The 16541-nt window shown below is 56.3% G+C and carries 10 protein-coding genes; 1 reads left to right on the top strand and 9 read right to left on the bottom strand.

Translation table 11 applies throughout. The annotated features are described in order from the left end of the window. Nucleotides 1-76: 76 nt before the first annotated feature. The 9 genes from M9920_09280 to M9920_09240 form a co-directional block, all read right to left on the bottom strand. On the bottom strand, nt 77-892 hold the full coding sequence (locus M9920_09280) for a hypothetical protein (protein MCO5052482.1): 816 nt from the start codon (nt 890-892) through the stop codon (nt 77-79). A gap of 114 nt (nt 893-1006) precedes the next feature. Continuing rightward, nucleotides 1007-3727: a hypothetical protein gene (locus M9920_09275; protein MCO5052481.1), complete on the bottom strand. Its 2721-nt coding sequence runs from the start codon at nt 3725-3727 to the stop codon at nt 1007-1009. Between the two features lie 38 nt (nt 3728-3765). Next, the gene (locus M9920_09270) at nt 3766-4557 is read right to left on the bottom strand and encodes a hypothetical protein (protein MCO5052480.1); all 792 of its coding nucleotides are present in this window, start codon (nt 4555-4557) and stop codon (nt 3766-3768) included. Nucleotides 4558-4561: 4 nt separating this feature from the next. After that, the gene (locus M9920_09265; GenBank protein MCO5052479.1) at nt 4562-5671 is read right to left on the bottom strand and encodes an Amuc_1100 family pilus-like protein; all 1110 of its coding nucleotides are present in this window, start codon (nt 5669-5671) and stop codon (nt 4562-4564) included. A gap of 1 nt (nt 5672) precedes the next feature. After that, on the bottom strand, nt 5673-7586 hold the full coding sequence (locus M9920_09260; protein ID MCO5052478.1) for a pilus assembly protein PilM: 1914 nt from the start codon (nt 7584-7586) through the stop codon (nt 5673-5675). A 206-nt stretch (nt 7587-7792) separates the two neighbouring features. After that, nucleotides 7793-10444: a DNA translocase FtsK gene (locus M9920_09255; protein ID MCO5052477.1), complete on the bottom strand. Its 2652-nt coding sequence runs from the start codon at nt 10442-10444 to the stop codon at nt 7793-7795. Nucleotides 10445-10491: 47 nt separating this feature from the next. Then, entirely contained in the window at nt 10492-11403 is a 912-nt protein-coding gene (locus tag M9920_09250; protein ID MCO5052476.1) for a hypothetical protein, read from the bottom strand. Nucleotides 11404-11405: 2 nt separating this feature from the next. Beyond that, nucleotides 11406-12578: a tetraacyldisaccharide 4'-kinase gene (gene lpxK, locus M9920_09245; protein MCO5052475.1), complete on the bottom strand. Its 1173-nt coding sequence runs from the start codon at nt 12576-12578 to the stop codon at nt 11406-11408. Between the two features lie 140 nt (nt 12579-12718). Further along, entirely contained in the window at nt 12719-14530 is a 1812-nt protein-coding gene (locus M9920_09240) for a metallophosphoesterase family protein (protein ID MCO5052474.1), read from the bottom strand. 781 nt (nt 14531-15311) lie between these two features. Between M9920_09240 and M9920_09235 the strand changes: the two genes are divergently transcribed. Then, a complete protein-coding gene (locus M9920_09235; GenBank protein ID MCO5052473.1) occupies nt 15312-16460 on the top strand; it encodes a hypothetical protein in 1149 nt (382 codons plus the stop codon). Nucleotides 16461-16541: the final 81 nt, after the last annotated feature.

Genomic DNA, 16541 nt, shown 5'->3' with positions numbered 1-16541 from the left:
TTCAAATCTCACCGCTCCACCAACAACCTAACGCTCGCACGTCGTTTTGTTTCAACCGTAACTTACATCGCAACACTCAAATCAATTCCGGCTGCGACTGATTTACTTTCAACAATTCCGCCAACAGGGAGCGGAAACCCCAGTCGTGGAATAACTTCGCCAATTCCTCGCGATTCGCCGCTTTTTCGCCCAATTCTTCCCACTTCACCGGACCCCCGACGCTTGGATTCAAGCGCACCAACGCTTGATTCCGCCGCACGTCCGCCGCCGCAGCCAGCAATGCTTCTCGCACCCGTTGCGGCTGGACTTCCGCAATCCGCTGATACAGTCCGTCAATACTTTCAAATTGTTTCAACAGCGCCGTGGCCGTTTTAGGCCCGATGCCTGGGGCGCCGGGGATATTATCCACCGAATCTCCCACCAAGCTCAACCAATCCACGATCTGCTCAGGACCCACACCCGTTTTCGCCTCGACTTGTTGCCGGGCCCAAAGCGTATCCGTTTTATCATTTGGATTCAGCAGACCCACCTGCGGCCCAACCAACTGCATAAAATCTTTATCCGAACTCGCAATAACCACGTCCAGTTGGCGGGCGGCGGCTTCCTGCGCGACTCGGGCGATGTAATCATCCGCCTCCACGTCGTCCTCGCAATAACTGGCGATCCGCGCCGCGCTAAGGTAGCGTCCGATCTCATCCAATTGCCCCCGCAAGTCATCAGGCATCTCGGGGCGCTGGGCTTTGTAGCCGGGTAACGCTTGCTGTCGCTCCGGACTCAACCCGCCATCCCACACCACCAACAAATGGCTGGGTTGCAATCCGGCCCGCATCTTACCGAGCATTTTCACAAAACCATAAATGGCATTGCTGGGCCGCCCGTCCGGCGTTTTCAAAGAGCGAATCGCGTAAAATGCGCGATAGGCGTATGCGTGACCGTCAACCACCAAGAGCCGGGACACGCAAGTCCTTTCTCATCACACTCCTATCAGATCATCTTCCAAATCCAACTATCTCATCACGGCGCTGTTCATCTGCGTCGGCACGCTCTGCGCGAACGGCATCTCGTTGTCCGCATGAGCCGGATTACCAGCGGGATCAATGATTCGGGGCGTAACGAAAATCACCAGATTCTTCTTCTTGGTCTGTGACGATTCACTGGTAAACAATTTACCCATCAGCGGAATGTCGCCTAGGAACGGCACCTTGTCTTTCTGCTTGGTCACTGTATCGGAAATCAATCCGCCCAAAACCACCGTCTGCCCGTCCCAAACGATGCAACTGGTGGCCAATTGTCGAACGCGGAAAATGGGTAGCGGCAACGTGCCCGCCAAAGTGGCGCCTGTTCCAGTGATGGCCGTCGGCACAAAGGCCTGTGCCGTATTCAAGTCATAACCCACGAACTCGGTATAGGTGGGAATGATGGCCATTTGAATCGTGACGCCATCAGACGAAACCGTCGGCAAAACGTCAATCACCGGACCGAGCGGTACTGGGGACGTATTGGGCGTTTGGAACGTAGCGGCGACGGCTTGATTGACCGTGCCACTGCCGGAGGAGGCGGCGACGCCACCTTGGTTTCCCTGGCTCTGGTCCACACCCGTAACGACCGTGCGCACTTCAACCACTTGAATCTGCGCCTGACGACCACTCAAGGTGGTGATCTGTCCTTCGTTCAGCAGCTCGATTCCATCGCGCTGTTCAATGGCGCGCAACACCACCCGAAATTGCGGGTCCGTCAAAATTCCCGTGAAACTGGCCAGCGACGGAATATCGGTGGCGTCCGTACCGAACGTGTTCCGTAAGCCTCCCGTCAAAAGTCCGTCAGAGGCCGATGGTGGGATCGCATTGGCCAGATCAGTGCCTGGGAAGAATCCGGCGGGATTTCCCTGCGAGGGGCTGCCCGTATAAGAGGGCTGGGTACCGCCGGACATGGCGGATTTGTTCCCAATCATGAGATTCCCCAAATACCAATCAAAGCCCAACGCTTTGCTGTCGTTCTGCGAGATTTCGGTGAAGCGCGTTTTGACATTGATCAGCGGCGGCGCCGCGTTCATCACGCGAATCACCTGCTCAATCAAATCCAACTCTTCACTCGTCGCCCGCACCAACAAGATGCCTTTGCGGTCATTAAAGAACACGCTCTTGCCCAAAGCGGGGTCCAGGTTCACACCAAGATTGAAGAAAAACTGACGGGCAATCGCGGAAACCGCTTCCATGCTGTTGGTTGCCGTAATTCCTGGAATACCGCCATTCATTTGTTGCTGCGCGCCACCGCCGCCACCGCCCTGGTTGCCGGTGGAACTGGTCTGCCCGGTAACACTGACGCGCGGAATGATAAACGAACCTTGGCCACTGCCACCACCACCGCCACCGCCGCCACCACCACCGCCACCGCTGCTTTGAGAGGAAATATCAAGATACTCGCCGGTCACATTAACCAATCCCTGATAAAACGTATTGGGGTCCAGATCGAACTGGCGGGTGAACAGGGGCGTCGTTTCCTGTCCCTTCAGCGACAGGTAAATGGCATATTCCCGATACGAAATTTTAAGCGGGCGTTCAGCCACCGTGGTAATGGCATCCAACACCTGGTTCAAAGTTACCCGACGCAGCGGCGCGCTAAATTTCACGTCAATAGAACCAACATCCACCTCCTCCTCACCGCCGCCCATGGGTTGTTGCATTGGCAGGCCGGTAGTCGGATCAATCATGGGCACGGCTGTTTGCGCCATTTGAGACGGCGGCGTGCGATCAATCATAATATTGACCCCTTCTTTCTTGGGATCACGCTTCGGGGCTTCCTGGCCGAGAATCCGCACGATTTCACTTAGCGGCAATGAGTCGGGCGAGCCTTCCGGTGGGAAGATATCAAATTTGATGCTGTTCAATTTTTCGTAGATGGCCTGACGCCCTTTTCCCGTGTGAACCGTGTCGGCGCGATTGTAGGGATTGGGCACGGGCAGAGAGTTCCGGTCCTTGCGGTCGGCATAGGTATTGACCACTTCCAAAATCTTTTCGCCATTATCCCGGTTTTTATGCGCCAAACTGATTTGGTAACGCTGGTTTCGCACCAGCTCCTTGTAACGCAAGGCGGAAGAATTTCCGGGAACCAGCAGCAACGCCTGATCCAACTCCTCATCGGCTTGGTCTAAACGACCGGACTCCAAAAGAACCCGGGCGTTTTGCACATGAGTGTTGGACTCAATCAAGGCTTCCTGGCCTTTTTTGGCCTCGGCCACCGCCGCGTCAGTGGGAATCTGACCCCGCAATTCCCTCAAGGTCTTGTCATTTTGTTGTTTGGCCAATAACGCCTGCGGATTCTTGGGGTCCACCTTAAGAATCCGGTTCAACTGCACGTCCACTTCCCGATAATCTCCACGCTTCCGGGCCGATTCAACCAACTGCAACCGCACACCGGAAAATCCGCGAATGGCTTCATCGGCTTCCAGTTCGCAATTGTTCGCGCCAATCTGTTCCACCAGCTCCACGGCAGCGTCGTACAGTTTGGCAGCATTGACCATGTCGCGGTTGACCACGGCCTGGTTGGCCTGTTCCAGTTTCTGGCGGAGCAGAATCTTGTTGGCATCGCGGCGGACGGCTTCCGAAATGGCAACATCCGTCTCGGCTCCGACAACATTGGTTGTCGCAAGCAAGGTGGTGGCGAGCACGGCGGCGAGAATTTTAATGGCGGCGGCTTTGGTCATGAGATGACTTCTGGTTTTGATCACAAATGCTGAAACTTATATTTGGACGTTTGCAAAATTGGTCACAACTGGATCGGAACTGGTGTCTTTTTCTGGTTAGACTTGGCAGAGACTACAACTTCGTTCTGCGTAATCGCAACGATAATGTAATCCTCCCCGCCAAATTTCAGGGTGGCTCCCACTCGCTGCCCCACCCAGGGAGCGCGGTTCTCCAACGGGTATTTCAAATCCACCGCATAGCCATCCACGCGCTGATACGGTTTGTCCTTGGTCAACGTGATCGTGCCTCCATCTTCGGTGAGGTCCAAAACCAGCTCGGGATTATCCGCCGGGCCGCGGACTTCGCGGATCACAAACGCATCGGTTTTATTGTTCAGCGTGGCAAAAAAGGTCTTCTTTCCGCGTTTTTTGCGATCGAGCGCAGCTTCCTGTTCGACGCTGATGGCATAACGCGGCGGCGTTTCACTCGTATTGACTCCTTCCAAGGCGAGCGTCAGGTATAAGGGCGTTTGCTTGGTCACCACGAGCGCCTTGGGTCCCGTCTCTTCGCCCGTTTTAATCTTTAGAATGCGACCGTCAGCGCCCTTTTCCCACAACATCGGATTCAGCACATGATTGGACGTGGACAAATCCAATACGGTCGCCATCCGCAAATCAGTGATCCGCGTTTGCTGCGTGACAAAGTTCAGCGGATCCAAGGGCTTGGCCGGCTGGTTGATGATGCGATCTTCCTCCTGCCGCAACTCATCCCGTTCACTCCCGATCTTGAACGGCAACCAAGCCGCGCCCAGCGCGAGTACCAGCAGCACGCCGCCCAGGATGATTTTTTCGTAATGTTTCTTGAGCAGGTCCATGCCGTTACGTCTTCGCGGGAAGGAGTTTGATTACCTCGACCAAAAGCGTCACTTTCAATTGCTTCTCCGCTAAAAACGGTTGTAATCCCGGCTTGGCTGCAGCTCCCGCCGGGTTCGCGTAATACGGTTGTTGCATCGGCATGGGTTGAGGTACCTGGCCGTATCGCGGTGATAGTTGAGCGCCACCTCCGTACCGACTCATCCGACCTTCTCCGCCTCCCGCTCCCGCGCCGATTCCCATTCTCATTTCCGAGCGGATCATCGGTTGGTATCCGGGCGTGGCCGGAACTCCCGGAGCCGGGTAAGGTTGTTGCGGCATGCCGTAAGGCACTCCCGGGATCGGGCTCATCTCATTCATGAGCATGGCGGTGGAGGGTTCAACATTGATCGCCTTGACCACCAAGCCGTAGGGAGAACGGGCAAACCCAGCCAAGACCGCAGCAAGCTCAGGCGTAAAACTTTGAAAACTGACTTCGTAAAAACTGCCGACCGCCAACTCGTTGGTGATGGATTTTTTATCAATGTAATCCGTGGCCACGCCCTTTAGATCATCAGGGTTTCCCGGCACACGTTCCCGGCGAATATCCCCCAGCGAATTGATTTTGGCTTCGTTGAGAATATCGCAAATGGCTTTGACCTCGCCGAGTTGCACCGCCAAGGCGTCGAGGGTGCCCGGGGCGAATTGCACCAAGGAAGCCTGTTGCGAAAACGAGAATTTATATCCCGGCGGAATAATCACACTGCTGTTGGTGGCCTCGCGTTGCAATTGGCTGATGGTTTCCTGCAAGGCGGCGGAAAATTGCGGGCCGGTGACGCCGGCTTTGGCGGGAATGGCGGGAATTTCCTGTAAATACGCAGTTAAATTCGTCAAAAAGCTCGCGGCTTCCTTTTGCTGCTCACGCGCCATTTTGATGTTATCCACTTTTTTTCCATCTCCCGGCGCGGGCTTGGCGCGATACAACTCGCTCAACTCTCCATAGGCCCCGGTGATGGCCTCTTTTTTGGCCGAGTTATTGTTGAATCCCGAGTAACCATACCAGCCGGCCGCGCCGAGCAGGATCAATGCGACCACCGCGCTGATGACAAAAATCAAATTTCGTTTGATCCACTCCATGTTACAAACTCAGTGGTCGTTTCAAGGACAGGGTGAGACCGAAAGTAAATGTGCCCGTGGCGTCGTCCTGGTTAATTTGCGGATCCAATTTCGTGCCTTCAGGATCCACCACCAGACTGTTCGTATTGGCGAGTTGTTTATGGAACTCGAATACGATCCGTTGATCAGCGGCCGGATTGATGTTGCGCAAACTTACTCCCCGACATTCCAACTTGATGGTCCCCACCTGATTCGTCTTGGACTCGCCCTCCCCCTCGGCGCCGCCAGCCGCCATCGCATCCGGCACCGGCATGGGACCTTCGCTGAACCGCTCCGCGCCCATCGGTCCGGGCGCATAGCGACGATATCGCTCGGCCATTCTGGGGTCCATCCCCATGGGCAACCCTGGACTACGCTCAGAATTCATGGCCCCCAACGCGCTCTCCGCCGCATTCGGGTCCGCTCCAATTGGACTGAAGGAATTGATCTTCTCCACCCAAACTCCGGTGTCCGCGCCAAACTCCTGCTCGGTAATGTTTTCCGTGCGGATCAGCGCGCCACGAATTTCCTCGAGCACTTGCGGCCAAAGCGCGCGCTCGGCCAGCCAATCCCCGTACTGCGTGGATTCGTCCACCAACTTTTTGACCTTGCCGTATTCGCGCTTGAACAACTGATCCTTGCTCTTCAACGCGTCCAACTTCGGCTGCAATTCATTCAGCTTTTCTTCCTTGATGCTGGCCAGTTTGTTGAACAAAAAGCCGACGGCCAACGCCATCAGCGCCAGGCTGCCCAAGGTGGCGATCAGATAAGGTTTCTTTTCGTTGAAACTCTGCGCCCGCAAAGTGCTTTCCGGGATCAGGTTCAACTCCACCGGACAATTCGCCAGATTCCGCAGGCCCAACCCCACCACTTCACCCAATGAATGAGCCACTTTGGAGAGCGCTTCTAGGTTGACGGCCGGATCAATTTGAATACTGCGAAACGGATTGAAATACTCGACCGGCACGCTGAGTTTCTCCGCGAAAAACTGCGCCGTGTAGGGCATGATCGAAGCGCCACCCGCCAGATACAATCGTTGCGGGGCGGTCCCGCCCTGTTGACCGCGATAAAATTGCAAGGTCTGATTGACCTGAATGTGCAACCGCGTCATGAACTGGCGGGCGATTTTGGAAATGGCCGCCTGATGCGGATTCTCCGGCTCTTCGTACGCGCCACCCAAACTGACGAAGCCCTGCTCGATCTTGATTTTTTCCGCCGCGTCGAACTTCAGCTTCGACTCGTTGGCAAAATCCTGGGTGATCGAGTTCGCGCCAAGATTGATGCTGCGGGCAAATACCTTGCCCTTTTCAAACATCACCAAGTTGCTGGTTTTAGCCCCAATATCGAGCAACATGGTACATTCCTCCGGTTCGCCGTAGCTGAACCGGAAGGCATTGCACAACGCCGCGGGCGAAACATCGCAAATGTTCAGTTTCAAGCCGCCAGCTTCCGTGGTGCGGAACAAACCATCCACGATGTTTGACTTGATGGCCACCAACAACACTTCCAATTCGCCGCCGGCGGTCGCACCGAGAATCTGATAGTCCCAAACAACCTCGGCGAGCGGGAACGGGACGTTTTGTTGCGCTTCGTATTGGACGATCTGCGTGACTTTCCCCGCGTCAACCGGGGGTAATTTTACGAATTTGGAGAAGACATGGAACCCCGGAGCGCAGACGTTGATGTCCTTCGAGTGGAGGTCCAGCTCGGCAATGGCTTCCTGCAACTTCTTGACCACCAGCTCTTCCCGGCGCGTTTCCTGAGAGCCTTGCAGGCCCAATGGTTTTAAGATGTAATTCTTAAAAACCAACCCACCGGCCTCGTTCACTTCGAACTCGGCCAGCTTGAGCGTACCGGCGCCAAAATCCGCCGCTAAAAATGTCGTGCTCTTCGCCATGCGTTTCGCTACTGGATTTTCCGCGCCTTCTCGTCCGGAGACGGCATGGAAGCTGGCGAGTGTTAATTCAATTCCGAGTCATGGTCAAACAGAAAAGATTTTTGAACTCGAATTTTTGTCGCCAAGTAAGCTTTACCATTCCGCCGCCACCGCCGCCGCCACACGGTACCACCAAGACAAATCACGCTGATCCATCCGCTGCGGACTCAAAGTGGCGCGGAATTTTCCGCCTCCGACGGCACGTCCAAATCAATAAGGATGTCGCGCGGTTCCGCGCCCTTGCTCGGGCCGACGATGCCGCGATTTTCCAGCTCGTCCATGATTCGCGCTGCCCGGCCATAACCCAGACGCAGGCGCCGTTGCAACAGCGAGACGCTCGCTTTCTGTTCGCTGCGAATGACTTCGATGCAATCCTGAATCAAATTTTCATCTTCATTAATTCCATTTTCATTTGTCGGCGCCGTGGGCCGGGAAAGTTGTTGATGGATTTCCATCTCGTAACTGGGTTTGGCCTGTTTCGCGATGAAATCCACGACGTTCTGAATCTCCTGGTCGGTGATTAACGCGCCCTGGGCACGGATCAATTTCGCCGAACCGGGCGGGAGATACAGCATGTCGCCTTTGCCCAGTAATTTGTCCGCGCCCATCGCGTCGAGGATGGTGCGCGAATCCACCTTGGCGGCGACTTGAAACGCAATGCGCGCCGGAATGTTCGCTTTAATCACACCGGTGATCACATCCACGGAAGGACGTTGCGTTGCCACGATGCAATGAATGCCGGCCGCCCGCGCCATTTGCGTGATCCGCGCGATGGCCATTTCCACATCGGCGGGCGATACCAACATCAAATCCGCCAACTCATCAATGATCACCACGATATAACTGAGCTTCTCGGGGATGATGATGTCCTCCTCGCGCGGCACCACAATCTCTTCATCCACCTCCACGGCAAAGCCTTCCGCGCCGGGTTCGACCTTTTCCTTTTTGCTGGTCAACGGCAATTCCGGCTCGCGTTCCGGTAACGGTTTGTTTTTGGGGCGCGCATTGAAGGTGGCGATGTTCCGCACGCCGACGCGGGCAAAAATCTGGTAGCGTTTTTCCATCTCGCTGACGACCCAACGCAACGCCAGAATCACTTTCTTGGGATCGGTCACCACCGGCACCACCAGATGCGGCAGCACGTTGTATTGCTGCAATTCCACCACTTTCGGATCAATCATCACAAAGCGCATCTGATCCGGGGTGAACCGGTATAACAACGAGGCGATGATCCCGTTGATACAAACGGATTTGCCCGAACCCGTGCTGCCGGCAATCAAACAGTGTGGCATCTCCGCCAGGTCCGCGATGATCGGATGACCATAAACGTCCTTGCCCAACGCGATGGGGATTTTCGCCTTGGAATTGCGCCATTCGTCCGTCTCGAACAAATCCCGCACGATGACCTTGGTTTTCACCGTGTTCGGCACTTCAACGCCCACCGAACTTTTGCCAGGAATGGGCGCGAGAATGTTAATCCGTTCCGCCTTCAGCGCGGCAGCGATGTTATTGGCCAATCCGGCGATCTTTTCCAGCTTCACGCCCGGCGCGGGATGCAACTCGTAGCGGGTGATGGTCGGGCCTTTCGTGATGTCGCCCAGTTCCACGGGAATATCAAACTGCGCCAGGGTCTGCTGCATCAGCCGCGCGTTGGCCAGTAATTCTTCCTTCGATTCCGTCGGCTTGACGGTCAGATCGGGCATTTGCAGGAAATCCAACGTCGGCAACTGATAGTTTCCAATGAGCGGCGTCGAAGCGACGGTAATCGGCTTTCGGCGGGCACGCGAACGGCCTGGCGCTCCGTGAGTGATGTGAATTTTCGGTTCGGGCTTGGCCTCGTCCGCTGGAGCGTTGGCACTGCCATCGGTCGGAGTGGCCTCCGATTTGGCGTCGTCTTTCTTGCTCTCAGTCTTGGATTTATCCGCATCGGTCGCACCCGCTGCCGCTTTGACTTCATCGGCGGAGATCACTTCGCCTTCATCCGCCGGTTCAATTTCCTTCGGGGCTTCAGACTTTTCGCCCTTCTTCCCGCGGCTCTTCACCTGTGGCACGCTCAGATCGCGCACCGTTGGTTCGGGTACCGGGCGTAAATCTGGTCCCAACCCATGCTGAGTGGCACCGCTGGTTGCCGTCATGGTTTTGGCAACTTCCGCCTCGAGATCGCGTTTTTTCTGTTCCAGATCGCGCGCCTTACGCTCCAAGGCGGCCTCGGCGGAATTGGAACTGGCCTTGGCAAATGGCATGGATTGATCCGCCGCCCACGCCTGCAACCACACGCCCAAACGGAAATTCGTCAGGAACAGAACCCCAAACAACGCCAGCGTCATGTACAGAATGATCGCGCCCACTTTCCCCGCCATCCAAAAGCCATACTCAAAAGTTGCATACCCGAGCCAGCCCCCGGCCCATTGCGATCCCAGGCGATCCGGCACCTGCCCGGTCATGCCTGAGTCGTGCATGATGTGCAACAGCCCCGTCAGCGAAATCAACAACATGACCGCCCAAAAAATGCTCCATTTGGAGCGTTCGCGGAGGTACCCCATGAAGTTGAACAGATAACCCAGACCGAAAACCAGGAAGAGCACCGGCACCAGGTACGCCGTCAGGCCGAAAAACAGAAAAAATACCCAGGCCGCATACGCGCCCGCCGAACCAATCCAGTTGTGCAGCGGTTTGTTCGGCGGATTGACCAAGCCGCTGATATCGCCATGATCAAAAGACAACTGCGCCAACAACAACAACGCGGCGGCCGCCAATAAGCCGACCCCGATAAAATCCCCCCACCCGTTGTGAGACCCCGCTGCATCCTTCCGTGCCATAAGCCAAAAGTATCAATTCCGAAAGTGGAGTTCAAAGTTGAAAAGCATCAGGTGTGCGCCGCCCGCAACGCCGCGCCTTTGACCGGCTTCCAACGGTTATGCACCCAGAACCAATTCGCCGGATCGCGGCGGATGGCGACTTCAAACGCGCGGTTCACATCGGCCATGATCTCGGCCACGGCGCGCGGATGACCATTGTGACGCGTCGGAATTTCATCCCCCACTTCAATCCGCCACTCCGCCAGCCCGGTGCGATAACAAATGGCCGTGTGCAGCGGACAATGGTAGCGCAACGCGAACACTGCGGAAGCGGCGTTGGTGGAACATTCGTGCCCAAAGAACGGCAGCCGCACTGAACCCAATGAAGAATGTTGATCCGCCAATAATCCCAGAATCAAGCGTCCCTCCGCCATGCTCGACTTCAAGGCTTCCGCATCGGTGCGACGCTCAAAAAAACGGCATCCCGAGCGTTCGCGCAATTCCTGCATCAGCCGATTCAATCCCGGCTGCCGCAACGCCCGATAGGTGGTGGCCCCTTGCGCCCCCGGAACGAACTGGTCGAAACGCGCGTACAATTCGAAGTTGCCAAAATGGCCGATGGCCGCCACCCGACTACACGGCGCGATTTCCCCCGCTGCGTTTGCGTCCCGCAGTTTCTCGGCGCCGGCGAACTGGAAGTGCGGTTGCAACGCCGTAGCGGTCATGGCGGCGGTTTTCAACGCGCTTAAATAGTTTTCGCCCAGCCGCCGGAAATTTTCCTGCGCGATGGCCCGGACTTCCGTCGCTGACTTTTCCGGGAAACACATCGCCAGATTGCGAAGGGCCACCCGACGGTGGCGCCCATCCAGATGAAAAGCGACCCCGCCACCCCAACGCCCCAACCGCGCCACCCCGCGCAACGGCAGCGATTGCAACAGCGTCACGATAAATTTGGCCAGCCAGTAAATCAGTGAGTCCATGGTTATCGGAAACAGATGCGGCGCACACAATCGCGGAAATCATCCGCGCCACTGACGATGTTAATTTCCACCCGCATGAACAAAATTGGCAAATCCCGGCGATCCAACTTCGGAAAGCGCACGGCGTCTTTTTGCGTCGTCACGATGATTTCTGCCTGCCGTTTTTTGCTGCGATTGATGGTGTTCAGCACTTCCTGTTGCGTGAACCGGTGATGATCCGCGAACCGCTTCGAATAAACCACCTCCGCGCCCAACCGGGTCAGGCTTTGCTCGAAACTTTCCGGCTGCGCAATGCCGCTCAGCGACGCGACTTTCCGGCCCTTGATCAAATCCAGCCCGGCGCGTTTGCCGCTGAACACGTCCTCGAGATACATCGGCTGATGCACGCACTCGATGATGGGCGCTTCGAGATTCAACGCTTCGATCCGTTGCCGCAACGCCTCGGTCTTGCCGTCGCTCTTGGTGATAAAAATCGTGTGGGCGCGAGCCAGGTGCGTGGCCGGTTCGCGCAACGTGCCGCGCGGCAACAGGTACTCGTTGCCAAAGGGCTGCTGGCAATCAATCAAAACCACGTCGTGCCGCCGACCGCGCAAACGCCAGTATTGAAATCCATCGTCCAACAGCAGCGTGTCGCATCCAAACCGCTCGATCGCGTAACGCCCGCTCTTCACGCGATCCTTGTCCACCAATACCACCACGTCCTTCAGGTTGGACGCCAGCATGTGCGGCTCGTCCCCGGCCATTTCCGAATCGAGCAACAACGATTTGCCGTCCGACACCACCCGCGGCGGCGTGAATTCGCGCCGCATCAAAATCCGGTCCAGCAGCGACTGGTGCAGCGGCGATGGCTTGGAACGATAGCCGCGCGATAAAATGGCGACGTTGCGTCCCGCATCCTGCAATTCACGCGCGAATTTCTCGACCACCGGCGTCTTGCCCGTGCCGCCCACGGTGAGATTGCCAATCGCAATCACCTGCACGCCCAGGGTGGTGTCCCGCAAAATCCGCGCGTTATACAGAAAGCGGCGAAATTTCACGGCCAGAGCGAAGAGTTTGGAGGCGAGGAACAACAAGCCGCGCACCACCGTCGCCCGTTTGCCTTGACGTTCCTCGAAAATGACTTCGAGGACAAAGGTTTCAACGGCTTCGGCCCAAACGCGCAAAGATTCCCGCATGTTGCGTGCGCATGTTGCCAAGCCGCCGGGCGTAGAGCAAGAACGCGCCCCAACCTCACCGACGTATTATGACCATCCGTTCGCCCCCCTGGCCAGACTAGAACTGCCGACGACAAAACGCGGGCCGCCGCGCAAACCGGCTATTTCTCGATCACCAACTCGTCGCGGATCGTGCCGTCCACGTCGCGCGCCCGATAAACCAATCGCGAGCCGTTGACCTGAATGTCCAACACCTGGTAGGTGGGAATTTTGCTGAAACCAACCTCGGTATAATCGTGTTCGGGCAGATCGTACAATTTGGTGCCGGAAACCGAAATGACGTGGACGGTTCCCTCCCGCGGACTTGCCACCCGCCGTTGATCGTGCATGGGATAAGTACGCAAATAAACGTGATCGTGCCCTTCCAAGGCCAGGTCCACCTGGTATTTGTCAAACAGCGGCTCCCACGCCTGACGCAACGCGGCGTTGTCGCGATTTGCCCCCGCCGAATAAAACGGATGATGATAACTGACAAATTTCCAAACCGGCCGCCGGTCCGCCAGTTGCCTTTCCAACCACTTCGTTTGCGTGGCGGGCTCCAAATTGGAATCCAAAACCACAAACTTGGCGTTGCTGTACTCAAACGCGTAAGCGCGGCCGGGCGTCACGCCCCGCGGGCCATTCCGGGGCAACGTGAATTGCGCCAGATACAACTCGGGTTCGCCGCCTTGACATTCATGATTGCCAATCACCGGCACCAGCGGTCGCCGGTCAAACACGCCTTTGGCATTTGCAAACAAGCTGTCCCAATTCCAACGCCCATCGCCGCGATCCACCAAATCGCCCGCCATCAGATAAAACGCCGCCTCCGGTTGCGCCTGATAAGCGTGACGCAACAGCCGCCCCCACTGGTCCAGACCACTTTGCGCATCGCCCATGTACACAAACGAAAACGACACCGCCGCTGCGGGCGCGGTGGTGAACTCGGCCGGCGCCGTCCAGCCGGCGTCCGTGCCATCACCAACCGAATAGAGATAGGTGGACGCGGGTTGCAACCCCTTTAACTCAACGGTGTGACGATTAATTTGCGGATCATTCAACAACCGTCGCGTTTCCAATCGTTCCGTGCGGGCTGGTTTGGAACGCGTGAATAGTCGGTTAAAATCGGCCCCGTCCGACTTCAACTGATAGCGCGCCACGCCCCGCTGAATCGCCGGGGAAGTTCGCCATTGAATGGTCTGGGTCGTGCGCGGATCTCCGCTCCACGTCAACAGCACCTGGTCGGCGCGGTTCGTGGCGGGATACTCGGTGTTGTAAAAAAGACTGATGAGCCGGGCGAGCTTCACTCGATTCGAAGCCATGCGCACCAACAACTGCCCTTCCAACTCGGACGGAATGGTTGCCCAACGCACATCCTGATCCACGTACGGGGCCACCCCGGCCACGAAGGGCGCCACTGCCAGATCCGCGGGACGGAGCTGCGTCACTTTAAGAACGCGCCCCGCCTCCTGCGGACGCAAGAACGCCAGATAATGCGATCCATGCCCGGATAAACTGGGCACTCCCAAACCAATCGCCCCGGCCGCAAACGCCTTCGTCCAAACCTTGTATTCGCGCGTGCCCAGACGGACCTTGCCCCCCGCGGTCTCAAAACCACGCTCGCGCAACCAGAACGGATCGTCCCCCAGCCGCGCGTCCTGCGCAATCGTCACCACCACCGGAACATTCACCCGCAGTTGGATGTAGCGAGCGCCGAGAACCTCCCGTTCCGCTGGATTCAGAAACGCCTCCACTTGCGGCACGGTCAATCCGACCAATTGATCCGCCGGCAACTCCCGCTGCAGACGCTCCAAAATTCCAGTCACCGCATCTGTCACCACTGCGGTGCCGTCGCGCGCGCCGACGTTCGGAACGATCCACAACAGACCGAACCAGAGCCATCCGACACCCACCAACAATTTGAAACGTCTCATAAGCCGTCACCGATAGTTTAATGAACTCGCAGGTTGCCAAGCGAAACGAGACAGGGCAAGGATGCGGAAGCGCACGTCATCATACTGGGAGAATACAACCGCGAAATACACGAAATACGCGAACGGGAAGACAGTGAAATGATTGGCAAAGGAATGGGGAATGGGGGAGCACCGCCGTCTCGGCGGTAGTCGTTCGCGTCTCGCGGACGACATCCGGTTCCGGTAACTGAAACCGGTAGGGCGCGTCACTCCGTGCGCGCCGTCGGGCAATGCGGAACTGCGGCGGGACGCCGCCGCCACATTGTTGACCGGAACGATTCGATTGGAGTTTGGGTGGAACGGGCCACTGGCCCGTTCCGGCTTGGCTGATGCAGATTCTGTCGGGCGAGACGCCCGCCAGCACACGCGAGACGCGTATGCTCCCCAATCGCACTGGCACGATCATAGGTGTGCAAAGACCCGTGGGCCAATCAGCGGTTCAGTCAGGTTCGATGGGGTGATTATTTCCGGGAGCGCACCCGTCTCGGGTGCAGGTTCGACGCGTCCCGCGTCGAACAACGACACCGTCCCGGCTTGGTGATCTTTGCGTTCTTTGCGGTTTCAACCAGCCCGCAGGAGGGACGACTTCCACGGCGTCCCGCAGAGAGAGGGAAAATCAAAATGGATTGCGCGGCGGGTTGAAATTTAGGTTTGCTTCACCGCTGATACAAATCAGGATTGATTTAATGTCTGCCGCGCCACCACAACCAATCAACCCAACCGAACTGAACTCGTACTGAAAATGAAGGCGGCACCTTTACCAATCGTTTGGTTGTTGATTGCTTTGGCCTCCCTCGAGCACTTCACCACTCTGGCTGATAACAGCACCAATGTGAACCGGCTGTTTCCGTTCGAAGCAAAAATCCGAGTGCGGACATCGGAATTCGCCGCAAATGCAGCCGAAACGCCGTATTCCGTTTCAGAAACTTTCGTCACGCTGTACTACAGTAATGCGTGGTGGAGAATGGATTCTGTTCAGACAAATGCGGAGACCGGCGACAGAATTTTCTCAAGCTGCATGACTATTCCGGGCGGCGTTCGTTACATTGTTCATCCTCTGGACGCAGGGGATAGAGATGGTCAAAAACTCGCCGCGGTCGCAACCGCCTGCCCATTGTCGTTTCCAACCCCTGGGCATGAAGCTCTTTTTGTGTCCTGGCTGACATTTTGTCCCAGGCCCAAACTGCCGTTCATCAATTCGGAACGGATTCATCGCCCCATCTACACACGCGAGTGCGATGTAACCGTCTTAATGCACCCTAAAAACGAGGGTAAATACTCGATAAGTTACGGTGGTGACGCCAACGCCTTTCTCTCGAATCTGCGTATTTGGAATAACGGCGTGAATATCGAGCCTCAGTATTCCCTGCCAGGAGCGGAGCCGATATTATCCAATTTTCCTCCCCCTTTCGATTCGGGGTTTTTGGAGTTTGAATTCTCAGCGCTGAGTACCACCAATTATCAAGGCGTTACATTCCCCGTTCACGCAATAGTGAAAAGAATGTTTCCTGCTTTCGATGTCCCCAATTCTTCTGAATTGTTCACACGGGTATGGTCCGAGATTCAATTATTGACGGTATCAAATTGGAACACCAGTGACGGCATCGAGACCAACCTGCTTCCTGCGCTGATGGTCGCGATGGATTTTCGACCTGACGGCCTGCCGAGGAACACCTCGGTTGACTATCTCATTACAAATGATACGTGGCGAGAAAGCAGTGATCCACAGATCGTCCATCGCGCCGAGAAGTTACGGCTGCGCGATTCTCTCCAAAACCGCAACAACGGTTCATTTGTAAGAACAGTTTTCCTTGTCGTTGGTTCCCTGTCGCTGCTGGCCCTTGCGACGCTCTTGATGAAGCACCGAAATAAAACACGTAACGAAAAATAACTAAAACCATGAAGAACAAATCGAATCCAATCGCGCTACGGTGCTGCTTGAAATTCCATTTGTGTTTATTGGTGCGCATTT

The sequence above is a fragment of the Verrucomicrobiia bacterium genome, assembly GCA_023953615.1.
Taxonomy (GTDB): Bacteria; Verrucomicrobiota; Verrucomicrobiia; order Limisphaerales; family JADLHS01; genus JADLHS01.
Note: the sequence above shows the minus strand (reverse complement) of the source record. Positions and strands in the feature narration are given on the sequence as shown.